Origin of the sequence: Lactobacillus jensenii DSM 20557 (assembly GCF_001436455.1) — a bacterium.
Taxonomy (GTDB): Bacteria; Bacillota; Bacilli; order Lactobacillales; family Lactobacillaceae; genus Lactobacillus; species Lactobacillus jensenii.
The window spans coordinates 35853-58592 of sequence record NZ_AYYU01000009.1; the positions used below are offsets into that span (position 1 = coordinate 35853).

General features: G+C 35.0%; 17 protein-coding genes, 4 tRNA genes and 1 other annotated feature. All 21 genes read right to left on the bottom strand.

Going from position 1 to position 22740, the window contains the following annotated elements:
• Positions 1 to 50: 50 nt before the first annotated feature.
• Complete coding sequence (gene adhE / locus FC45_RS03750; RefSeq protein WP_057706389.1) at positions 51 to 2648, bottom strand: bifunctional acetaldehyde-CoA/alcohol dehydrogenase; 2598 nt, start codon at positions 2646 to 2648, stop codon at positions 51 to 53.
• Positions 2649 to 2886: 238 nt separating this feature from the next.
• Positions 2887 to 3243: a 50S ribosomal protein L20 gene (rplT, locus tag FC45_RS03755; RefSeq protein ID WP_006584435.1), complete on the bottom strand. Its 357-nt coding sequence runs from the start codon at positions 3241 to 3243 to the stop codon at positions 2887 to 2889.
• A 43-nt stretch (positions 3244 to 3286) separates the two neighbouring features.
• Entirely contained in the window at positions 3287 to 3487 is a 201-nt protein-coding gene (gene rpmI, locus FC45_RS03760; RefSeq protein ID WP_006584434.1) for a 50S ribosomal protein L35, read from the bottom strand.
• Positions 3488 to 3516: 29 nt separating this feature from the next.
• A complete protein-coding gene (gene infC / locus FC45_RS03765; RefSeq protein WP_075362502.1) occupies positions 3517 to 4044 on the bottom strand; it encodes a translation initiation factor IF-3 in 528 nt (175 codons plus the stop codon).
• A gap of 25 nt (positions 4045 to 4069) precedes the next feature.
• Positions 4070 to 4188: a sequence feature (ribosomal protein L20 leader region), on the bottom strand.
• Positions 4189 to 4254: 66 nt separating this feature from the next.
• Entirely contained in the window at positions 4255 to 6186 is a 1932-nt protein-coding gene (thrS, locus tag FC45_RS03770; protein WP_006584432.1) for a threonine--tRNA ligase, read from the bottom strand.
• Between the two features lie 291 nt (positions 6187 to 6477).
• Entirely contained in the window at positions 6478 to 8433 is a 1956-nt protein-coding gene (locus FC45_RS03775; protein WP_006588272.1) for a M13 family metallopeptidase, read from the bottom strand.
• A gap of 22 nt (positions 8434 to 8455) precedes the next feature.
• The gene (dnaI, locus tag FC45_RS03780; protein WP_006588273.1) at positions 8456 to 9370 is read right to left on the bottom strand and encodes a primosomal protein DnaI; all 915 of its coding nucleotides are present in this window, start codon (positions 9368 to 9370) and stop codon (positions 8456 to 8458) included.
• A 3-nt stretch (positions 9371 to 9373) separates the two neighbouring features.
• Complete coding sequence (locus tag FC45_RS03785; protein ID WP_006588274.1) at positions 9374 to 10717, bottom strand: DnaD domain protein; 1344 nt, start codon at positions 10715 to 10717, stop codon at positions 9374 to 9376.
• A gap of 16 nt (positions 10718 to 10733) precedes the next feature.
• Complete coding sequence (gene nrdR / locus FC45_RS03790) at positions 10734 to 11201, bottom strand: transcriptional regulator NrdR (protein ID WP_006584429.1); 468 nt, start codon at positions 11199 to 11201, stop codon at positions 10734 to 10736.
• Positions 11179 to 11793 (bottom strand): dephospho-CoA kinase, encoded by a 615-nt coding sequence (coaE, locus tag FC45_RS03795; protein WP_006588275.1) that lies wholly within the window; start codon positions 11791 to 11793, stop codon positions 11179 to 11181. Before coaE ends, nrdR begins: the two co-directional genes overlap by 23 nt.
• Complete coding sequence (gene mutM / locus FC45_RS03800; protein WP_006588276.1) at positions 11793 to 12620, bottom strand: DNA-formamidopyrimidine glycosylase; 828 nt, start codon at positions 12618 to 12620, stop codon at positions 11793 to 11795. The genes coaE and mutM overlap by 1 nt, the downstream gene beginning before the upstream one ends.
• A gap of 12 nt (positions 12621 to 12632) precedes the next feature.
• Positions 12633 to 15290 carry a DNA polymerase I gene (gene polA, locus FC45_RS03805; protein WP_006588893.1) on the bottom strand — a complete coding sequence of 886 codons (2658 nt, stop codon included), beginning with the start codon at positions 15288 to 15290 and terminating at the stop codon, positions 12633 to 12635.
• 103 nt (positions 15291 to 15393) lie between these two features.
• A complete protein-coding gene (gene murC, locus FC45_RS03810; RefSeq protein WP_006588278.1) occupies positions 15394 to 16701 on the bottom strand; it encodes a UDP-N-acetylmuramate--L-alanine ligase in 1308 nt (435 codons plus the stop codon).
• A 96-nt stretch (positions 16702 to 16797) separates the two neighbouring features.
• Positions 16798 to 18873, bottom strand: a complete 2076-nt coding sequence (locus tag FC45_RS03815) for an LTA synthase family protein (RefSeq protein ID WP_006584427.1) — start codon at positions 18871 to 18873, stop codon at positions 16798 to 16800.
• Between the two features lie 93 nt (positions 18874 to 18966).
• On the bottom strand, positions 18967 to 19974 hold the full coding sequence (locus tag FC45_RS03820) for a lysylphosphatidylglycerol synthase transmembrane domain-containing protein (RefSeq protein ID WP_006588279.1): 1008 nt from the start codon (positions 19972 to 19974) through the stop codon (positions 18967 to 18969).
• Complete coding sequence (locus FC45_RS03825) at positions 19971 to 21017, bottom strand: glycosyltransferase family 4 protein (protein ID WP_006584426.1); 1047 nt, start codon at positions 21015 to 21017, stop codon at positions 19971 to 19973. Before FC45_RS03825 ends, FC45_RS03820 begins: the two co-directional genes overlap by 4 nt.
• Complete coding sequence (locus tag FC45_RS03830) at positions 21010 to 22176, bottom strand: glycosyltransferase family 4 protein (protein WP_006584425.1); 1167 nt, start codon at positions 22174 to 22176, stop codon at positions 21010 to 21012. The genes FC45_RS03825 and FC45_RS03830 overlap by 8 nt, the downstream gene beginning before the upstream one ends.
• Positions 22177 to 22277: 101 nt before the next feature.
• A tRNA-Leu gene (locus FC45_RS03835) sits at positions 22278 to 22361 on the bottom strand.
• 27 nt (positions 22362 to 22388) lie between these two features.
• Positions 22389 to 22459, bottom strand: a tRNA-Cys gene (locus FC45_RS03840).
• Positions 22460 to 22511: 52 nt separating this feature from the next.
• Positions 22512 to 22584: transfer RNA gene (locus FC45_RS03845), tRNA-His, on the bottom strand.
• A gap of 13 nt (positions 22585 to 22597) precedes the next feature.
• A tRNA-Trp gene (locus FC45_RS03850) sits at positions 22598 to 22668 on the bottom strand.
• Positions 22669 to 22740 lie beyond the last annotated feature (72 nt).

Below are 22740 nucleotides of genomic sequence, written 5' to 3' on the forward strand. Positions count from 1 at the left end.
AAAAAAAGCCCTCTCCTCAACAATTGAGAATAGGACTTTATTTTCTACAATTAAGCTTGATAAATTTTTAGAAGTAAATCTTTTATTTCACTAATCAACATTGCTGAAGGATTAGTTACAGTATTCTGATCACCATATGCTTCAACAGCTATTTCGCCTAGTTGCTTTTCAAACTCACTCTTACTAATACCATAATCCTTTAAACTCAAACTAATGTCTAAGCTATGTGCTAAATCACTGATTTTTTGACATAAACCCTCAATTAGTTCATCATTTTTAGTTCCTTTAATTCCAAGGCTTTGGGCAATTTTTGCATAATCTCTATCTGCTCGATAAGTAGCATAATGTGGCCACATAGCTAATTTATTAGGTCTTTGTGCATTAAAACGAATTACGGCAGGCATTACCAAAATATCACTAACACCACTTGGCAAATTAAAATGTGAGGATAAGCAATGAGCAATTGAATGGCCTACTCCTAAGAATGCGTTGCCATAAGCCATCCCCGCAAGAGTAGCTGCATTATGCATACGATTCCGAGCTGCCAAATCACCCTTATAAGACTTTTCGAGATTTTCAAAAATCAAATCAATTGCTTCCATAGACCAGCCACGGGTAAAATCAGTAGCCATTGTAGAAACATATGATTCTATAGCATGAGCTAAGGCTTCAAATCCAGCAGCAGCTATTAAGTTTTCAGGTAAATTCTGAACAAACTGATCATCCACGATTGCTACATCTGGATTCAATGAATAATCACAAAGTGGATGCTTAATTCCTGTCTTTGCATCTTTAATAATTGCAAATGGTGAAACTTCTGAACCTGAACCAGAAGTAGTTGGAATGCAGACTAATTTTACTTTGTTATCTTTAGGGAAGCGAACTGTACGTTTACGAATATCTAAGAATTTTTGGTAGCTATCTTCAAAGGACATATCTGGATTTTCATAAAACAGTCTCATCGCTTTAGCAGCGTCCATAACACTACCACCACCTAACGCAATTATGACATCAGGTTTAAAGATTTTCATCCTATGGACACCATCAAAAATCACATCACTATCGGGATCTGGATTTACCGCTTGAAAAATCTCATAACTTTTTTCTCCTAATCGATTTGCAAGAATATCGGTAATTCTATTTCCAAATTCATTAGCAACAGTTTGATCGGTAACAATGAAAAAGCGACTAACATCTGGCATATGACGTAAATAATTAGCTGCATTATGTTCAAAGTAGGTCTTTTTCGGAACTTTGACCCACTGCATATTATCGCGTCTCATTGCGACTGTCTTTATATTAAGCAAATCACTTGCAGATACATTATGTGAAAGTGCATTAGCCCCATAAGTTCCTGTTCCCAATGTCAAAGATGGTAATAAATTATTATACAAATCACCAACACCACCTAAGGCAGCCGGAGTGTTTACCAAAATTCGGCAAGCGGACATTTTTATTGAGAACTCTTTAATTAAGGCTTGATTGTTTGTATGGATACCTGCAGTATGACCACGGCCACCATAATTTAATAATTCTGTACAAATCCGCAAAGCATCTTCATGATTCTTAGCTTTATAAAGGGTAAATACTGGTGACAGTTTTTCTGCTGATAAAGGATAATCCTTCCCTACTCCTTTATACTCTGCAATCAAGACCTTAGTATCTTCAGGAACGTTAATTCCGCAAAGCTTAGCAATTTCATACGCGCTTTTACCGGCAATAGGACCTGCAACTGTCCCACGCTTTGGATCAATAAATTTTTCAGTAAAAGGCTTAATTTCATTTTTCTTGAGGAAGTAACATTTCCAAGAAGCGAATTCTTTCTTTACTTGTTCATAAATACTACTATCAACAACAACACTATTTTCTGAGGCACAAACCATGCCATTATCAAAAGTTTTAGATAAAACTATATCATAAACTGCTCGTTTAATATCTGCAGTTTCTTCAATATATGCAGGGCCATTACCTGGACCAACACCAATTGCAGGCTTACCTGAAGAATAAGCAGCTTTTACCATTGCTGGACCACCCGTTGCTAAAATTAATTGTACTTCTGGATGATTCATCAATGCGCCAGTAGCTTCAATGCTTGGCTTTTCAATCCATTGAATACAATTTTTTGGAGCACCTGCACTAACTGCTGCTTTACGAATAATTTCTGCAGTTTTTACGCAACAGCGTTGCGCTTGAGGGTGAAATCCAAAAATAATTGTGTTTCTAGTTTTCAAGGCAATCAAGCTTTTGAAAAGTACAGTCGACGTTGGATTGGTAACTGGAGTTACACCTGCAATTACTCCAACTGGTTCAGCTATTTTTATTAATTCTTTTTCTTTATCTTCACTAATAACACCAACTGTTTTTTCATGTCGCAATGAATTCCAAATGTTTTCAGTTGCGAACATATTTTTTATAGCCTTATCTTCTACAACGCCACGTCCAGTTTCTTCAACGGCCATTTTAGCTAAGGCGTAATTATTTTGTTCTCCCGCAATTGCGACCGCTTCACAAATTTTATCAATTTTTTCTTGATCAAAGTTTGCCATTATATCTAAAGACTCATGAGCTCTCTTGACATATTTATTTATCATCGATTGAACTGAAGCTTCATTATTTGTTTGTGACTCAGATTTTTTTGCTAATACCATGAATAGATCCTCCTTAGCATGTGAATCTTTTTACAATTAGAGTATAATTCCACAAAGAAAGCGTTGTAAATAGTTATTTAACATTGTTATTTTTTCACGATAAAGTTACAATTATCAGTCCATAGCTCTTTCAATATGGTAAGCGCTGCCATCAAAAAATAAATAGTTCATCACTTCACATATTAAGCAACAAAAAAAGACCAAGAATTTAATCTTGGTCTCATCTAAGAACTAAATCTTAGTTTAAAGCCTTCTTAGCAGTTGCTGCTAATTCAGCAAAAGTCTTTTCGTCGTTGTAAGCAATGTCAGCTAACATCTTACGGTTGATGTCAACACCAGCTACCTTCAAACCGTGCATTAACTTGCTGTATGAAAGGTCGTTTTGACGAGCTGCTGCATTAATACGAGCAATCCATAACTTTCTGAATTCGCTCTTACGCTTACGACGGTCACGGAATGCGTACTTGTATGAAACAAATAATTGAGTACTTGCTGCTTTAAATTGCAAGTGCTTTGAACCACGGTAACCCTTGGCAAGCTTTAAAACCTTCTTACGACGTTTACGTGTAACAGTACCACCTTTAACTCTTGGCATCTGAAATTCCTCCTAATTCGCTATCTATATTTCTAAAATGTTATTAACGCATTTGGGAAAGCATTTGCTTGATGCGCTTTAAGTCACTGCGTGAAACCATTGCAGCTTTTCTCAAATGACGACGTTGCTTCTTAGTCTTACCGTGGAAACGGTGACCAGTAAATGCGTGATGACGCTTTAAACCACCATTACCAGTTCTCTTGAAACGCTTTGCTGAAGCGCGGTGTGTTTTTTGTTTAGGCATGTTTATTTCCTCCAATTAACAAGTTTTTTTTACTTCTTATCCTTTTCACTCTTAGGAGCAAGCATTAAGAACATACTTCTGCCTTCCATCTTAGGCTTAGCAGTAACATTAGCAATATCCTTAGTTGCTTCTGCCATCTTCTCTAATACTTCAAGTCCTAATTCAGTATGAGTGATTGCTCGACCTCTAAAGCGAATAGAAACGCGTACCTTAGCGCCTTCCTTGCTTAAGAACTTTCGAACATGGTTCAACTTAGTGTCGAAGTCGTTACCTTCAATAGTTGGACTTAAACGAATTTCCTTAACACTAACAGTCTTTGACTTCTTACGTGATTCCTTAAGCTTCTTTTGTTGTTCGAAGCGATACTTACCATAGTCCATAATGCGAGCTACTGGTGGCTTGGCATTTGGAGAAATAAGTACTAAATCTAAATCTGCATCGGCTGCTTGGTTTAAGGCCTCGTTTTTAGAAACGACACCAACTTGTTCACCATCTTCGCCAATCAAACGAACTTCGCGTGCGCGAATGCTTTCGTTTAAAATTAAATTCCGTGGTATAACGATTCACCTCCATGTTAATTTGAGGACAAGAAAAAAGCGGGTATGGATAAAACAACCCGCCTTTAATCAACAGAAATTATCGATTAGCCTAGAGGTTTTATCTTTAACTTAGGCGAGAAGCGGGAGCTTCTTCTTGTTCTCAACTAGTTAAACATTATACTTTATCCAGCTATACCAGTCAAGCTCTAAATTAATTTCAAATATTGATTACTTTTCTCTTGAATATGAATCTACATCAGCTTGTAATTCATTGATAAATTGATCTAAGCTCATTGATTCTTGCTTTTCAGTACCGTAAGGACGAACGTTTACGGCGTTACTGTTCATTTCATCGTCACCTAATACTAAAGTGTAAGGTACCTTTTGAGTTTGAGATTCACGAATCTTGTAACCCATCTTTTCATTTCTAAAGTCAACTTCTGCTCTGAAGCCGTGCTTAAGTAATTCATCACGAACCTTCTTAGCGTATTCACCATGAGCATCTAAGTTAACTGGGATAATTTCAACTTGTTCTGGTGCAAGCCAAGTTGGGAAAGCACCCTTGTAGATTTCAGTCAAGTAAGCAATGAATCTTTCCATAGTACCAACAATACCACGGTGAATCATAACAGGACGGTGTTCTTCGCCATCTTGACCAACGTATGACAAGTCAAATCTTTCTGGAAGCATGAAGTCAAGTTGGATAGTTGACATAGTTTCATCGTTACCCAAGGCAGTCTTAGTTTGAATATCAAGCTTAGGACCGTAGAATGCTGCCTCACCTTCTGCTTCAACGTAGTCAAGGCCTAAGTCATCCATAGCACCCTTAAGCATCTTTTGACTTCTTTCCCACATTTCGTCATTTGCAAAGTACTTGTCAGTGTTCTTTGGATCACGGTATGACAATCTGAAGTAGTAATCAGTAATGTCAAAGTCCTTGTATACATCCATGATTAACTTCAAAATCTTAGCAAATTCTTCTTGAACTTGTTCTAAGGCTACAAATGTGTGACCATCGTTCAAAGTCATTTCACGTACACGTTGAAGACCTGAAAGGGCACCTGATTTTTCATAACGGTGCATCATACCAAGTTCAGCAATTCTGATTGGTAATTCACGGTATGAACGAATGTGGTGCTTGTAAACTTGAATGTGGCTTGGGCAGTTCATAGGACGTAATTCAAGCATTTCGCCATCACCCATATCCATTGGTGGGAACATGTCTTCACGGTAGTGTGCCCAGTGGCCTGAAGTCTTGTAAGCATCAAGGTTCATTAAAACTGGAGTGTATACGTGTTGGTAACCATCAGCTAATTCTTTATCGATGATGTAACGTTCAATAACGCGACGAATAGTTGCACCCTTTGGCATCCAGTAAGGAAGACCTGCACCAACCTTAGGATCTACAAAGAAGAGGTCAAGATCACGACCGATAGTTCTGTGGTCACGTTCCTTAATTTCAGCACGACGCTTAAGGTCTGCTTCAAGATCTGCTTCCTTAAAGAAAGCAGTACCGAATAATCTTTGAAGCATTGGGTTAGAACTCTTCCCTTGCCAGTAAGCACCAGCTACTGATAATAACTTGAAGTGCTTTACCTTACCTGAGTTTGGCAATAATGCAGCAAAGCCAAAGTCGACAAAGTCACCCATCTTGAAGGCAGCAACTTCATCGCCTTCGCTCTTAAGAAGTTCCATCTTGAATGGATCATTCTTAAATTGAGCTTCAAGTTCACTCTTCTTAACCATTACTGGTTCAATTGCTTGACCATTCTTAATTAACTTAGCAATTGCCTTTTCTAATTCTGGTAATTCAGTTACCTTAATTTGGTCTTCTTTGTCAGTATCTACGAAGAAGCCATCTTCATTTGCTTCATGTTCACCTAAGCGAAGTTCTGGGTACTTAGCTTGAGCTGCTGCTTCAAGTAAAAAGGCAACAGTATCACGTAAAACTGCCAAACCAGCTTCATCTTTATCAGTCAAAATTGCAACTTCACTATCTTTTTCAAGCATGAAGTTTACTGACTTAACTTCGCCATCAACTTTTGCAGCTACAGCAGCCTTACCAAGAGAAGTAGAAATACCCTTGGCTAAATCTAATACTGAAACGGCTTGATCAAAGTCTTTCTTTGAGCCATCTGGTAAAGTAATTGAAAAACTCATCTAAAAACCTCCGGAAACAAAAAAAGCCCCAGCATGAGAAAATCTCACGCTGGGACGAATATTATCGTGGTTCCACCCAAATTTAGCGTACAAAAATACGCTCTCAAATAGATCGATATTGGGATCAAACCAAGTTTATTAACATCTTCAAGAAAAAAGGTGGGGTGCTATTTTAATGGGGGCTTTCAGAACTAGGCCCCTCTCTCTGAGGCAAATAGCATCATGTCTTTTATCTAAGATAAAATTATACCCCGTCAAAAATATGATGCAAGTCTTTTAATTAAATTCTTGCTACCAAATTTTAACTCGCTTATCAGGATCAAGCCACATGCCGTCATTTTGACTTACTTGATAAGTTTCATAAAATTCTAGCTGACATTGAACTGGTAAATTAACTCTAGTAGGCTGTGGTGCATGCACATCAACACTAACTTCAGTCTTAATAGCTGCTGGACGCTGAAGTTGAGCCCATGAACAAGCATAATTTTCAAATAGCTCTTTCATGTTACCATTTTCCAATTTATTTGCTTGAATTGCACAAGTTAAACCACCTAAGTCTGCAATGTTTTCAGCAACAATCTGTCTACCATTTAATTTACTTGGACCATATTGAACGCCATCATATAAGTCGACTGCAGCTTGCGTCCGCTTTTCAAACTCATCGAAGTCTTGTTTAGTCCACCAATTAGTTAAATTGCCTAGTTCGTCAAATTTAGCACCATTGTTGTCAAAAGCGTGTGAAATTTCATGTGCAATAGTCGCCCCGATTCCGCCATAGTTAGCAGAGCGACTTTGCTTTAAGTCATAAAATGGTGCCTGCAAAATCCCGGCAGGGAAAGTTATGTCGTTTCTTTGCGGGTCATAGCAAGCGTTATTCATGTTACCTGGCATGAGCCAAGTATTGCGGTTAACTGGCTTAAATAACTTAGCTAATTGATATTTAGCCTTAATAAGGGTGCATTCCTTTTCATTTTCGTAAAGACTTAATTCAGGATCAACTGTTAATTCATCATAAATTGTTTCTAATTTTTCTGGATAGCCGATCTTTAAAACTAAGGCATTTAACTTAACAATTGCCTTGTCTTTGGTTGCTTGTGAAAGCCAAGTATTATTTTGAATTCGGTCTTCGTACACCTTGATCATTTGCTTAATCATCTGAGTAATATCAGCCTTAGCTGCTTTACCTAGATACTTTTGACCATAAAAGACACCTAAAACTTCATCAAAGAAGCCATTAGTTAAATAGTAGGCTTGTCTTTGAACTGAAGGCAATTCAGCCATCCCACTAATTGCCTGATGGAATGAGAAAGAAGCCTCTCGCATTTCCTGAGAAAGGAATCTAGCACTATTATTAATAAACTTCATTACCATCCAACCCTTAATTTGAGTGAAATTATCAGGATTGAATAAGGTTTCAATTTTATCTAAATAGCGAGGTTCCATAACAATAACCCGTTCTGGTAATTTCTCTAGTAAGTTTTCAAGATAAGTCTTAATGGTAAATGACTTAAACTTACTTAAGAATTCATCAAGAGCTAATGGGTTATAGCAAGCTGGATAATCAGACCATTCTTCAGTTGACTTTACAACTTGTGCTAGCTTTTGATCAAAAGCTAAACCATCTTTGACTAAGTTCTTAGCTTCTACTTTTGAAACACCGGCCATTTCAAGTATTTTTTCAGTTTGTTCAGCTAAAATATCTAATAACTTTTCGGCATCAGGTGACTTGTATGAAGTAGTATCAGGTAAGAACGTACCTGGTCCAGCAAAGTATAAGGCATGCTTTTGAGTATCTTTCATATCTGTATCGACTTCAAAGGCAAATGGCAATATTACTGCTGAATTGAGAATCTGGGTTAAATTCTTGGAAGCTAAGGTATTAAAAGCAGAGAAATTTTTTAAGTCCAATAACTCATGTAAATCCTTTTGAATTGGCAAAGTCTTGTCAGCATTTCTCTTATCAAGATTTAGCGCCACTTGATAAAAAGTAACTGCTTTAGCTAAATTAGGTACACTATTTACGTCTTCTTTGCCGGCTATCAAAGCTTCAAGATCATCTTTCATGCGTTTTTCAATTCGCATATCAATTTCGGTGTTTACCCCAATTTCAGTTCGGTCTTCAGGAATGACAGCATCTTTTTGCCATGTTGAATTAACAGCTAAATATAAATTATCCTTTGGACTAGCATTAACATCTGCTTTAGTTAAATCGCCAGCACCACCGCGAACCTGCATAAAACGTCTCATAATCATATCTCCATCCCTACAACTAATCATCTAAACGAAGATTTTTACCACCAACATCTACTTCTTTGCCTAAAAACTTAATGCGTTGCATCAAGCGTTTAGCCTTAACTGGCTCAATATTATTACGAGTTTCTTCAAAATGCTTTTCCAAATCATCAAAACTTAAATTAGAGCTAAAGAAAGTAGGTAAAAGATTATCCATCCGATATTGCAAAATAACCCCTAAGACATCATCCCTTGACCACTGAGATAAACTTTCAGCGCCAATATCATCAAGAATCAAAATATCTGCCTGACTAATTCGGTTGATTTCTTCATCAAGATTTTGTTCTTTAATATGAGTACTCAAATTAGCGAAAAAGCTAGGGGTATGCAAAAAGATAACCTTTTTCCCCATCTCAGCCAAAGCTCTTGCAAGCCAAGCTAATAAATAAGTTTTTCCTACACCGAAGTCACCTTGGAGGTAAAGTCCTTGCTTATATTCATGGCCTTGAATTTCCATCAAAAAATTATTAATTGCTATAATGGCTGCTTTGCGATCTTCATTTGCAATAATATCTTTACTTGTAACATTGCGATATCTTTTGGGAATGTCTATTAATTCCAAATGTCGACTAGCTTTTTGCCTTACCAATTCTTTACTTTTTTCTTTGGTTGGAGCATAAGCCAAATCAATCGTCGAACCATGCAAAATAAGCTTAGGTAAATAGCCTGGGATGGGATTAGAGCCAGTTTTGGCAGCTTCTTTTTGTTGATGAAATTGAAAGATATTATTCAAACTTGAGAGCACAACTTCCTTAGGTACCTGATTTTGTTTAATAAAAGCTTGTACTTCTGAGTCTTGCAAGGCTTCATTAATCAAAGCTTTGCTATCAATCTTTCTATCTTTGTTATGCTGAGTAAAAGCATTACCTAGCAAATCGTTAATTTTTTCCATAACCTAATCCTTTGGATCAAACTTCTGTAAATTTTTCATTATTTCAGACAAATCTTGATCATCAGCGGAGCTTGTACCGCCTTTTTTATCAATCTTATCCTGAGCAATCTTCTTCTTCCAGTTCGTTCCCTTTTCAACTCTTTTTTTACTAAAATTATTTGCTTTTCGCTTCTGCCACTCACGCGTAAATTTAAGAGCAGCTTCAGGTGTAGTTACTTGGTGCTGAAGCCAAGAATTGGCAATACGTCCAGTAATATTGTCAGATAAAACTGAATCATAATCTAAGCATGTTTTAATCAAAATATTAACCCATGCATCAGGCAAATTGTAATTAAGTTGCAAACGGCGAATAACATTACGCTCATTATATGTAACAAAACCACCCTTTTGTGATTTCAAAGTTTCTAAAAACTTCAAGGGACTTAAGCTTTGGGCCATCTCCAACAATTCCCGTTCACTTTGATTTAAACTAACTGGTGAATTATTTTGTACATTACCACGTTTAAAAGCTTGAGCTATTTGTTTTTGACTATGATTTTGAGTAGCTAATTCATTTAAGCGATACTGCATCTGCTTAATATTTAGTTGGTCTTGCCCCGCAATAATAGTCGTTGCAACTTGATTAACAAAATCTTGTTCAGAAAGGCCATAAAAATGCATCAATTGAGCCATTTGCCCTGCATGACTATCTACTTCGTTAGCTGAAATCCCATATTTACTAAAAAGTTCTTTTACAAAATTCCAGTCAATTGGACTCATTTTATCTTTTACTAAATCAGCTGCTTTTTGATCTGCTAAATTAGCAGCATTTAAAACTTGTTCATCAGGATTAATAGCTTTTTCTGCTGATAGACGAAAAACATCAAAAAAGTCAGCTGAAACATCCCTACCATCTTTGATAAATCCAGGTAAAGTAGGATTAAATTCCTTATTCAAGCTTTGAAATCTTGTAGTTCCTACTTTTTCAAGTAATAAGCTGCTTAACAAAAGAGTCTTAAAAAACTCACTTGCTTCAGGTATATCAATTAGCTGAAACGCTAAATAATCTCCCACTCCCAGCATTTCACCATGAAAAGTTTTGACTAACCCAGTTGCTTCTAGCTTATGTAAACTCTTAAAAATATCTTCTAACTTTATATCTAATATTTCTTGTAATTGATACAGTCTTTTTCCTTGGCTTTTAATTGGTACATGTTGATAGTCATCAACTAAAGTTAAATATAATGACATTGCAACCGGGCCAATTAGCGGCTGGTATAAACGAGTCAACACTTGCTCTTGTTTTTTTGCTAAATCAACTCTATTTAAAACAAAATACGTTAATCTAGGATCAGCGTTTTTATACATTTATCTCACTTCGTTTTTAATTTGAGTGTTCATGTTTATCCATGATATCTTTCATTGTCTTCATGAAACCAGAAATATCTTGGAACTGACGATAAATACTTGCAAAACGAATATAAGCAACGTCATCAACATTTACCAATTCGTTCATCACCAATTTACCAATTTCTTTAGATGAAATTTCGCTAACTCCCTGTTTTCTGATTTCATTTTCAACATGGTCAACTAGTTCATCTAATTGTTCACTAGTAACTGGACGTTTTTGAGCTGCTGCAGCAACACCACGTAAAATCTTTTCCCTATCAAATGGTTCACGAGTTCCATCATTCTTTATAACTAATAGAGGCGTTTGTTCAACGCGTTCAAAAGTGGTAAAACGATACCCACAATTTTCACATTCTCTCCGCCGTCTAATAGTTCTTCCTTCATCAGTTGGCCGTGAATCAATAACTTTAGAAGAATTTTTATGACAATTTGGACATTGCATCTTCTTTCTCCTTTACCTCTTGTAAAATTTTATTAAGCTTATCTTGTAATACTTCTATTGTACCAGTATTCGCAACGCTATAGGTGGCTAATTTTAATTTCATATTTGTTGACATCTGACTCTTAATTTTTGCCATAGCATGTTCTCTATCTAAATTATCTCGTCTCATTAAACGCTCTAATTGAACCTGTTCAGGCACATATATCAGCAAACTTGCATCATAATATTTCTGCTGTTTGCTTTCAAAAAGTAAAGGAATATCAACCACACAGATTCCAGATTTAATAGCAGCTTTTTTCCTTTTAATTTCAGCAAAAATGGCTGGATGCGTTATCTGATTTAGTAGCTTTAACTTTTCTGAATCATTAAAGACAAGTCGACCTAGTTCCTTTCTATTAACATCGCCACTAGGAAGGATACACGATTGACCAAAAAGTTGACAAATTTGTTTCGTAACTTCTGTATTTCTTTTAAGTAGGTTATGAGCTATTTCATCACTATCAATAACTGGCAGCCCTAGCTCTTTAAAATAGTTATCAGCTGTTGTTTTTCCTGAGGCAATACCACCTGTTATAGCTAAATAAAAAGTCATTACTTCACCTCTTGGCATTTAGGGCAAAAAGTCGTTCCGCGACCAGCAATATGATTTTTTTGTAAAGTCGCGCCACATCTAAAGCATTTTTTACCAGCCCTGCCATACACTTTTAGATATTTTTGATAACCACCTGTTTGCCCTTCCGCATCTAAAAATGAGTGGACAGTTGTTCCATGAGCTTTTATTGCCTGGGAAATAACTTGATTAATGGCTTTGTATAAGCTCGTTATCTCATCACAAGATAGCGAGTTTCCTGGTCGCTCAGGATTAATTTTACTTAACCATAAAGTTTCATCAGCATAAATATTTCCCAAACCTGAAACTACATTTTGATCTAGCAAAACAGCTTTAATATTCTTCTTTTTGTTCCTCAACGCCCTTTGGAAATAACTTAAAGTAAAGCCTTCACTTAATGCCTCCGGTCCTAACTTCTTTATTCCTGTCTTTTGCTTTTCAGTTCCTGTTTCAACAAGTTGCATACGCCCAAATTTTCTTACATCGTTGTAGCGCAAACTAGTTCCATCAGTAAAAATAAATTCTACATGATCATGTTTATTTTTTTCTTCATGTGGAGTTGCTAAACGGTACTTACCTTCCATTCGCAAATGGGAAACAATCGTTATATTGTCACTTAGTCTAAAAAGTAAGAATTTTGCATAACGATCAATTTTTATAATTTTCTTTTTCTTTAATTGATTACAAAAAGATTCGCTGTCCCCTATGATTATATTCGGATACCACACCTTTGCCTTTTCTATTGTCTTACCTAAAACTAATTCAGTTAATGTTTTACGTACTGTTTCAACTTCTGGCATTTCAGGCATATTGCTACTCCTTTACTTTGCTTCATACCAGTCATGTCCCCAATTAGAATCTGCAACAAGTGGTACATCTAAATGAACTGCGTTTTGCATTACTTCTGGTACAACTTTCTTTATAGTTTCTAATTCATCAGCAGGAACATCAAAAATCAACTCGTCATGAACTTGAATCAACATTTTGCTTTTAAGATTCAATTCATCAAGTTTTTTCTGCATATTAATCATTGCTATTTTAATAATATCAGCGGCCCCACCTTGAATTGGTGAGTTAATGGCGGTTCTTTCTGCAAAAGATCGAACATTAAAGTTTTTAGCATGAATATCTGGCAAATAACGTCGACGATGCATAATGGTTTCAACGTAACCTTTTTCACGGGCAAAATTAATTTCCTTATCCATGTAATCTTTAATTTTAGGATATTGTTCAAAATAATTGTCAATAAATTCTTTAGCTTGCTTACGGCTAATCCCTAAGTTTTTAGATAAGCCGTAATCACTAATACCATAGACAATTCCAAAGTTAACAGCCTTGGCATGTCTACGCATATTTGGTGTTACTTCATCTGGAGAATCTAAGTGGAAAATCTTCATTGCAGTATGAGCGTGGATGTCATAGCCAGTCTTAAAGGCTTCTTGCATATTTTCATCACCTGAAACATGGGCTAGAACTCGCAACTCAACTTGTGAGTAGTCACAAGAAAAGATATATCCATCTTTATTTGAAGGAATAAATGCTTTACGAATCTTTTTTCCCTCTTCTAAACGAACGGGGATATTTTGTAAATTTGGATCAACTGATGATAGTCGACCAGTTGCTGTTAAAGTTTGTTGGTAACGAGTATGTACTCGTCCATCGGGTTGAATTACATCAAGCAATCCTTTGACATAAGTTGATTGAATTTTGGCAATTTGTCGATAATCTAATACTTTTTGAACAATCGGTGATTGATCTTTTAACTGTTCTAACACTTCAACTGAAGTAGAATAACCTGTCTTAGTTTTCTTAATTGGTGGAAGCTCTAGCTTTTCAAATAAGATTTGCCCTAATTGCTTAGGTGAGTTAATGTTAAATCTTTCTCCAGCTTCAAGATAAATATCCGCTTCAAGTTCAGTAAGTCGCTGTCCAAAATCATTTCCTAATTGGACTAATGTACTAGCATCAGTTTTTAATCCTGTGATTTCCATTTTAGCTAATACGTTAGCAACTGGCATTTCAATGGTTTCATATAAATCATCTTGCTCATGCTCAGTCAATCTTTTCAGCAAAGTTGGTTTTAATGCTTCAATTGCTAAAACTTTTCCAGCTAAATGATTAAAAAAGATTTCTTCATCCGGTATTGCAGCTTTTTTACCTTTTCCATAAATATCGACATCTGGCTGCAAATCGTAATAATTGTATAATTGACAAATCTCTCCTAAGTCATTTGAATTATTCTCATTATTTACCAAATATGAGGCTAACAACATATCATAGTTGATGTTATTAGCTTTTATTCCCAATCGATGTAAGCCAACAATTGTTCTTTTTAAATCAAAAACATTTTTATTAACTGCTTGATCTTCTAGTAAAGTTTGCAAAGGCTGCTTAGTCAATAATGATACGTCATTTGAAACATAGACATTATCACCCATTTTCAAACTAAAACCAACAAAATCTGCCAAATGATAATTTTCACCGAACATCCCTAAATAAAAACTAACTTCAGATTTAACATTTGGAAGCTTATTTAAGTTTTGTTCATCTAAAACTATATAATCAACTTTTTTATCGCTCACTTCGCCAATTTCACTATTAGAATTATTGAGCTCTGCTAAAAAACGTCTAAAGTTCATCTGTTCATAGAACTTGCGCAAGTCAACTACATTGGTTTCTTGCTTCTTCAATTCATCAAGCTTAAATTCAACTGGTGAAGTACGATCAATGGTTGCAAGTGTTTTGGCTAAAAAAGCCTTATCTTTGTCATTGATTAAATTCTCTTTTAATTTCGACTTTTTCATTTCGTCAATATGCTTATAAATATTTTCAACAGAACCATATTTCTGAATCAAATTAGAAGCGGTTTTAGGGCCAACTTTAGTAACTCCAGGATAATTATCTGAATTATCACCCATTAATGCCTTCATATCAATAAATTCCGTCGGAGTTACACCATTAACTTCTTTCATATGTTCAGGTGTAAAAGCTTCTAGTTCACTTACACCTGATTTTGTAACATAAACGGTAGTTGAATCACTTGCTAATTGCGTAAGGTCTTTATCTCCTGAAACAATGGCAACCTGATAACCAGCTTCCTCACCCATCTTGGAATATGTTCCAATAATGTCATCGGCTTCATAATTTACAAGTTCATAAGATTTAATTCCAAGATCCTTAAGCATTTCTTTAATATAAGGAATTTGTTCTAATAACTCGCCAGGAGTTTTCTGACGACCACCTTTATAGTCAGAATATAATTTAGTTCTAAAAGTAACTTTTCCAGCATCAAACGCTACCAATACGTGGCTAGGATTTTCTTGTTTTAAAATTACATCCAACATATTTTTGAAGGCATAAATGGCATTAGTGTGCAAGCCTTCAGGATTTTGGAAACGATCAAGTTGTCGATAAAGAGCATAAAAAGCCCTAAATGCAACAGAATTTCCATCAATCAAAAGTAATTTCTTATTTGCCATTATTTTTCTCCTTCTTATTAGACAGCTATTATTACAAATATTTATTTTAACAGTTTACAAGCTAGTAAAAAAGCTAAGAGCTTTTTGGCTCTTAGCTTTCAACTTAAATTAACTTTTCAAAGGCATCTTCATATTTTTCAATATCGCCAGCACCCATAAATACCACTACAGAATTACGATTCTTAGTTAAATCTGCGATATTAGCAATATCTATTACTTCACTACCAGGAATTTGACTTGTTAAATCTTCACTTGAAATATCGCCACTCTTTTCACGAGCTGAGCCAAAAATTGGGGTAATATAAGCTTTATCAACTCCACGCAATATTTCAATAAATTCACTGGCAAACTCTTTAGTTCTTGAATAGGTATGAGGTTGAAATACAACTACCAATTTTTTATTTGGGAACTTTTGCTTAGCAGCTTGAATAGTTGCTCTCATTTCAGTTGGGTGGTGAGCATAATCATCAATTACAGTAATATCACCAAAGTCTTTTTCACTAAAACGACGTTTTGCCCCACCGTAAGTTAACAATCCTTTTTGAATATCTTCCATTGGAACTTCTTCAGTTAATGCAACTCCAATTACGGCAAGAGAGTTCATGATATTATGGTCACCAAATAAATGGGTCTTAAATTCACCAATTTCTTTGCCATGAGCCTTTACACTAAAACTTGTTCCATCAGTTGACTTCTTAACGTTATAAGCTTGAAAATCGTCACTATCCTTGAAGCCATAAGTATACTTAGGAATTTTTGTTTCAATTTTTTGCAAGCGAGGATCATCGCCCCAAACAAAAAGTGCCTTTTTAGTTTGATCAGCTGCAGATTGAAATGCACTTTGCGTATCATTAATATCTTTAAAATAATCTGGATGATCAAAGTCGATATTTGTCATAATTTGATAATCTGGGTGATATGCCAAAAAGTGACGACGATATTCATCTGCTTCATAAACAAAGAAGCGTGAATCTTTAACACCACGACCTTCACCATCACCAATTAAATATGAAGTTGGAGCAGCTTCAGTTAAAACATGTGATAAAAGTGCAGTAGTTGAAGTCTTACCGTGAGCACCGCTAATACCAATACTTGTGTATTGTTGAATAATTTCTTCAACTGTATCTGGATATGAATGCATTGGCACTTTCATTTCTAAAGCAGCTGCAACTTCTGGGTTTTCTTCTTTAAAGGCATTTCCTTTAACGATAACTTGTGCAGGGGTGATATTATCTCTATTAAAACTCTTAATCACAATTCCTTTATCTTCAAGTGGCTTTTGTGTGAAAGTTTCCATGTCAATATCACTACCAGCAACATTAAAACCTAAATCGTGCATAATTAAGGCTAATGAAGCCATACCTGTACCTTTAATTCCAATGAACCAATATTGTTTTGTTTTATCTAGCATTTTTATACTCCAATACTATTTTTCAATTTAATCTTTTTCATCATAACATTTTTTGAAGAAAAAAGAGCCTAAAAATAGACTCTTTACTTATATTTTTTAATTACTACTCTTTTTTAACTCCGGTGCATCAGTTGTAAAGTCACTTTGGGTAGTCTTTTTACCATTTTGATACCATAGACTAGATTTTTTCTTTTTATCTTCTGCATATAAGTTCTTCAAGGCAATCTTTTTCTGATAGTTATAATCTTTAGCATTTACTGGTTTAAACCATGAAGGATGATAGAAACGTAATAAATTGCCCCGAATCACACGATCAGAGAGTGATAATTGAGTTGTGACCTGATTTGATAATGATGCTAATTCTTCTTTTACCTTTTTAGAAGGATTTTTAACCTTTTTTCCAGTCTTAGTATAATAATATGTTCCAGTAACTTTACTATACTTCGGCGTTACAAAATCACCATTACGTTGGACAACTAATTGCTCACGATTAGTAGCTAATAAATCATGTCCAAATTGAATAGTATTCGTATCATTATATCCTAGTAAGTTCATAATAGTTGGTAAAACATCAATTTCACCACCATAAGTGTGGTTGATACCACCTTTTAACCCCGGCATATGAATCATTAACGGAACACGTTGTTGTTGCAAATTATCAAAATCATTATACCCCTTCTTATCGAGCAACTGAGCCATTGCCTTGTGGTGGTTTCCTGAAATACCATAGTGGTCACCATACAGAACAATCATTGTGTTCTTTTCCAGACCAGTCTTCTTTAAATAAGACATTAACTCACCAATAGCTTGATCTAAATAATGAGCAGTTTGTACATAGCCATCAACTGTAGAATCTCCTGTATCAGTTTTACTGATTGATTGATTCTTCTTATCTAGTTCATAAGGATAGTGGTTAGTTACCGTAATCATCTTCAAATAAAATGGTTGTGGTAAACGTTCAATATATTTAATAGATTGACTGAAGAAAATTTTATCTTTTAATCCATAACCAATATAATAACTCTTCTTATTTACATAATAAGATAATGGCATGAAATATTGATAACCAAATTGCTTATATGCATTATTCCGATTCCAAAATGAACCTTCTCCCCCATGCATAACGGCTGTTGTATATCCGTCTTGTCCTAAAATAGCTGGAGCTGCTTCAAAAGTATTTGCTGTACCATAACTAGACATTGCAGAACCAGATGAAAGTCCATATAAAGAATTCTCTAACATTAATTCAGCATCAGAAGTTTTACCTTGACCAACTTGGTTAAAGAAATTATCAAAACTCAAGGTATCACTTTGGTGATATAACTTATTTAAATTAGGAGTTACTTCTTTACCCTTCCATTTATAATCAATCAAAAATTGTTGAAAACTTTCCAAGTGAATAATCAAAACATTTTTACCTTTAGCAACACCTGTATAACTAGCATTAGGTGTTACTTGATGTTTTTGTAAATAAGCTTGAACTGATTTTAGATCAGAGGCATTTGCTTTAGCCATCTCAGCATTATTTTGAGCAGTTTTCACCCCATCATATAAGGCATATTCGTTCATCCCCAAGTACTTAACGATATAGTTATTATCAAAAGTCCTAGTTAATAAACCTGAACGATCTTTTTGGGCCATAAATAAATTCAAAGCCATTAAACTTAGGGCTAAAAGCTCAATTAAGCTAGTAACTTTTAATTTTAATGGTCGAACATCAATTTTAAACACTTTAAACAATATAAGCGCTAAAATAATTACCAAATCTAAAAATACTAAGAAATCAGTAGCTTTAGTAATTCCAGCTATACTCTTTCCTAAATTATCAGATGTTGAGCCGGAAGTTGACATTATCGCAAATGACAAAAAATTTGAAAACTCACGATAATATAAGATATTGGCAAAAAGCCAAAAACTCATAATGAAATCAATAATCCAAATAATCCAATACGACTTTCGCCCTTTAACAAAGAGTCCAATTCCTAGTAATAACATTCCAGCGGGAATTGGATTAAGTAGCAGCAAGAAATTCTGCATCGCCCCAGTCGCACCTAAACTAAACTTAGTTATATAGATTAGATATGTTTTAATCCAAAATAAAGTTAGGACAACTGAGAAATAACCCAACTTGGTATGAAAGAGCCAATTGGCAATTTTTTTGGCACGAGACATCCAATTTTCCTCTCAATCTTTAATTATCAACTCTTATGATAATACTACTTAAATACACTTCAATATTAACTACTTTAGGCTTTTAACAAAAAATTAACCCCTAATATTCTTTTTGGGTCTAATTAGCCAAGCTATTACTCCTAGAAGCATTCCAAAGAAATATGTTGCAAATCTCCAAATGAACATGCCTAAAACTAACTGAGCACCATTTTTTACAAAGAATTTGAATAAAGTCTGAAATCCTAACTCTGCTCCTCCACTTGCACCAGGTATTGGAATGACAGCCATAAATAGTGCAACTAAAATATTAAGGTGCATTAATTCAACCCAACTTCCAGACAAGTTTAAGGCTTTTATGGTTAAAAATGGCACACTGTAAAATAAAGTTAATTGAATACAAGTCAAAATAAAGCTGATTACTAAACTCTTTTTATGCTGAAATAATTTTTGACTCTCAAGATAATATTCATCGACCTGTTGATCAAAACTCTCTTGGAGGTTAATTAACTTTCTTGAAGATGTAAAATATCCACCTAATTTAAAAAGAAGTGCACCTATACGCTTTAAAGTCTTTCTTGCAAACATACCAAAAAGTAAAAAGATAATTGTACTTAAATGGATTAAAAAACTAATAACAATAACTATATTAAAGTGATCCATTTCTCCTAATAATTGATGACCAGTAAAAAAAGCCCATACATAGGCACAAAAGACTACTAACTGATAAATTATAAACTTCATCAGCAAAAGTGAACTAGCTGGACCTAATTCGATTTTCATTTGTTTCAGTGCAATTAGCTGGGCAGGTTGCCCTCCAGTGGCCATTGGCGTAATTGCATTAAATAAGGCTTGAATCAATGGAACACGATAAAAATGAATTAAATCGCTAAATCTCTTCCTACCTGCTAAAACAAATAGAATCAAAGCTTCACAAAGATATGTACATAAAATTACTAAAAAAATCAAAATAATAAAACTATAATTTATATTTTTGCTTGCTGAAAGTAAGGCTTTAAAATTAGTTTGCTTCAAATCCCAATATAGTACAAATGCACTTATTGCTAAAACAGCTATAAAACCTAAAAAATATTTCTTTCTCATAAATGAATTTGTCCTAGCTTAACCCCAAGCTCATATTGCTCAAGATAAAAGTTACGCCAAATCTCAGCCAAATGTTCTTCAGAATACTTTTCACTAGCCTTTGTGGATAATGAAGCATATTTTTTCAACAGCTCTGGATTAGCTTTGATTTCTCTAATTTTCTCGTCTAAAGTACCAAAATCAGTACCATACATATAATAGCCATCAATAATTGCTTTATATAAATCTAAATTTCTAAGTAATACTGGTGTGCCACAAGAAAAGGCTTCTAAAACAGACATTGGGAATAATTCATCAAATGAAGGTAGTAAAAATAAATCAGCAATATTTAGATAATTAACTAGTTCTTCACGTTTTACAATCCCAGTAAAGATTAGGTTCTTAGGCGGATTTTCTACTAAATTACGATAATGCTCATATCCATCGGTAATTTTTCCAAATGAAAAGCCACCTGCCCATATAAATTGGATATCTGGATTAGCTTCAGCCAATTTAGCAAAATCGTCTACACCTTTTCGCTCTTGAACTTGCCCATCACCAAAAATGACAAACTTGTCTAAAGGTATTCCTAATTGATTACGAAAAGCATTTTTTTCAACTGTAGTTTTCGTATAAAATTCGTCTTTTGATACAAAGTTGGGAATATATTTAATCTTATTACGGTCAAGACCATGAGCAACTAACTTATCAATGAATATTGGGTTAACTACGACTATTTGATCCATCCGTTTATAAAAATTAATTACATAATTATAAAAGGCATTCTTGGCCGGTGTTGGTAGTTTTATAGAGCCTTCTAAGGTTTCAGGTAAAAAATGTACATAGCCTATTTTTCTACCTCTTGCAGGCGAAAAACTATTAAGAAAATAAGTTGGATTGATCGTATGGTAATGAGTCAAATCACTTTGGCCATACTTATTAATCGTCATATAAAAATCGTCTACTAATCTTGTTCTCATCAGATTAATTAATTCTTGATAGGCGCTGCCCACACCTTGTCCTTTAACTGAATCTGCTTGAGAAAACATGTTAATTCTAATCATCATTTACCTCTTTATTTGAATAGGCATCAATTGCAGCTTTATAAAAATCAACTACCTCTTTACCAAAATGAGTTGCCGAAATATTTTCTAATTTAGTCTTTAATTTAGTTGGATTAATAGCTTGTTTACCCTGCTTTAAATAAGAAATAATTGCTTCTTTCATTTCTCTTTGGCTATTGAATACTTGCCCAAATTCAACATCATCAAAAACATTTTCCGTATAATCTGTATCAAAAATAACACTTTTAGTTCCGGCTGCTAATGCCTCTATATAAGTCAACCCTTGAGTTTCAGTATCACTTGCGGAAACGAATAAATCAGCCATACGATAGAAATTTCCTACATCTTCATGAGGAACATCACCAGTAAAAATCACATAATCCTCAATTGATAAGCGTTCCACTTGATCCTTTAATAAATCAACATCTGGTCCGTCACCTGCAATTACTAATTTTAAATTAGAAAATTGTCCCAATAATTCAGGCATTAAATCAAGGATTCTATCTATCTTTTTTTCAGCTGCAATTCTACTTAGAGTCAAAATAACTAAATCATCAGGTGCAATGCCAAGTTCTGGTCGAACGTCTCTTCGTTGGTCTCCATTCATTGCCTCGATATCGACTCCGGTTGGTATCACTTTTATAGGAATCTGCACACCATAACGATCTAGCAATTTTTCAACACGTTTACTAGGTGCAATAACGCCATCCATATTCTTCAAATAGGCTTTTGTAAATTGCTTAACATGCACTGGGCGTAGTAAATTCCCATTGAGCACATAGTGTAAGTAATCTTCATACATTGTATGATAAGTATGAACTGCTGGAATATTAAGCTGATGTGCAACATATTTTCCAATAAGTCCCATAGAAAATTCGGTTTGGGTGTGAACAACATCAAGTTGAACTTCTTTAGCAACTCTAGTAGCCTCAAAAAGCCCCCTAAAAGCAATTCTTCGGTCAGTAAAGGAAATAAAAGGAACACTTGAAAAGCGAAATACATTTGGCTCTACAACACCTTTGCCCACATGCGGATCTGTAGTTGTAAAAATGAAAACATTGTGACCTTGCTTTTCCAAAGCTCTTTTAAGAGTTTGAATTGAGGTAGCAACACCACTAATTTGTGGAAAGTAAGTATCCGTATATAACCCAATGTTCATAAAAAAACCTCCATGATTACTATTATAGAGATAACTTGTACAGCTTGCAATTTGAGCAAGAAAAAAAGCTCATGGCTTTATCCATGAGCTTTTATAAAAAATAGCGGTGATCGGGGTCGAACCGATACGTCCCAAGGGACACCAGATTTTGAGTCTGACGCGTCTGCCAATTCCGCCACACCGCCATAGTACTTGCTAACACCAGCTTAATAAGGCGGAGGTCGGACTCGAACCGACGATTAAGGTTTTGCAGACCTCTGCCTTACCACTTGGCTACACCGCCATTAGCTTTTCAATTGTATGAAATAAGATGCCTTTCAGCATCTCATTTCTAGGGCGGAATATGGGATTCGAACCCATGCATGCCGGATCCACAAACCGGTGTGTTAACCCCTTCACCAATTCCGCCGTGAAGTACTAACAGGGATAGTAGGAATTGAACCCACACCAACGGTTTTGGAGACCGTTGTTCTACCTTTAAACTATATCCCTATTATGGAGGAGAGTGGATTCGAACCACCGAACTCAGGGAGAGCGGTTTTACAGACCGCCGCGTTTAGCCAC

Coding starts and splice junctions, on each gene's coding strand:
- adhE (WP_057706389.1), bottom strand. CDS start 2,648: ATGGTATTAGCAAAAAAATCTGAGTCACAAACAAATAATGAAGCTTCA.
- rplT (WP_006584435.1), bottom strand. CDS start 3,243: ATGCCAAGAGTTAAAGGTGGTACTGTTACACGTAAACGTCGTAAGAAG.
- rpmI (WP_006584434.1), bottom strand. CDS start 3,487: ATGCCTAAACAAAAAACACACCGCGCTTCAGCAAAGCGTTTCAAGAGA.
- thrS (WP_006584432.1), bottom strand. CDS start 6,186: ATGAGTTTTTCAATTACTTTACCAGATGGCTCAAAGAAAGACTTTGAT.
- FC45_RS03775 (WP_006588272.1), bottom strand. CDS start 8,433: ATGAGACGTTTTATGCAGGTTCGCGGTGGTGCTGGCGATTTAACTAAA.
- dnaI (WP_006588273.1), bottom strand. CDS start 9,370: ATGGAAAAAATTAACGATTTGCTAGGTAATGCTTTTACTCAGCATAAC.
- FC45_RS03785 (WP_006588274.1), bottom strand. CDS start 10,717: ATGTATAAAAACGCTGATCCTAGATTAACGTATTTTGTTTTAAATAGA.
- nrdR (WP_006584429.1), bottom strand. CDS start 11,201: ATGCAATGTCCAAATTGTCATAAAAATTCTTCTAAAGTTATTGATTCA.
- coaE (WP_006588275.1), bottom strand. CDS start 11,793: ATGACTTTTTATTTAGCTATAACAGGTGGTATTGCCTCAGGAAAAACA.
- mutM (WP_006588276.1), bottom strand. CDS start 12,620: ATGCCTGAAATGCCAGAAGTTGAAACAGTACGTAAAACATTAACTGAA.
- polA (WP_006588893.1), bottom strand. CDS start 15,290: ATGGCAAATAAGAAATTACTTTTGATTGATGGAAATTCTGTTGCATTT.
- murC (WP_006588278.1), bottom strand. CDS start 16,701: ATGCTAGATAAAACAAAACAATATTGGTTCATTGGAATTAAAGGTACA.
- FC45_RS03815 (WP_006584427.1), bottom strand. CDS start 18,873: ATGTCTCGTGCCAAAAAAATTGCCAATTGGCTCTTTCATACCAAGTTG.
- FC45_RS03820 (WP_006588279.1), bottom strand. CDS start 19,974: ATGAGAAAGAAATATTTTTTAGGTTTTATAGCTGTTTTAGCAATAAGT.
- FC45_RS03825 (WP_006584426.1), bottom strand. CDS start 21,017: ATGATTAGAATTAACATGTTTTCTCAAGCAGATTCAGTTAAAGGACAA.
- FC45_RS03830 (WP_006584425.1), bottom strand. CDS start 22,176: ATGAACATTGGGTTATATACGGATACTTACTTTCCACAAATTAGTGGT.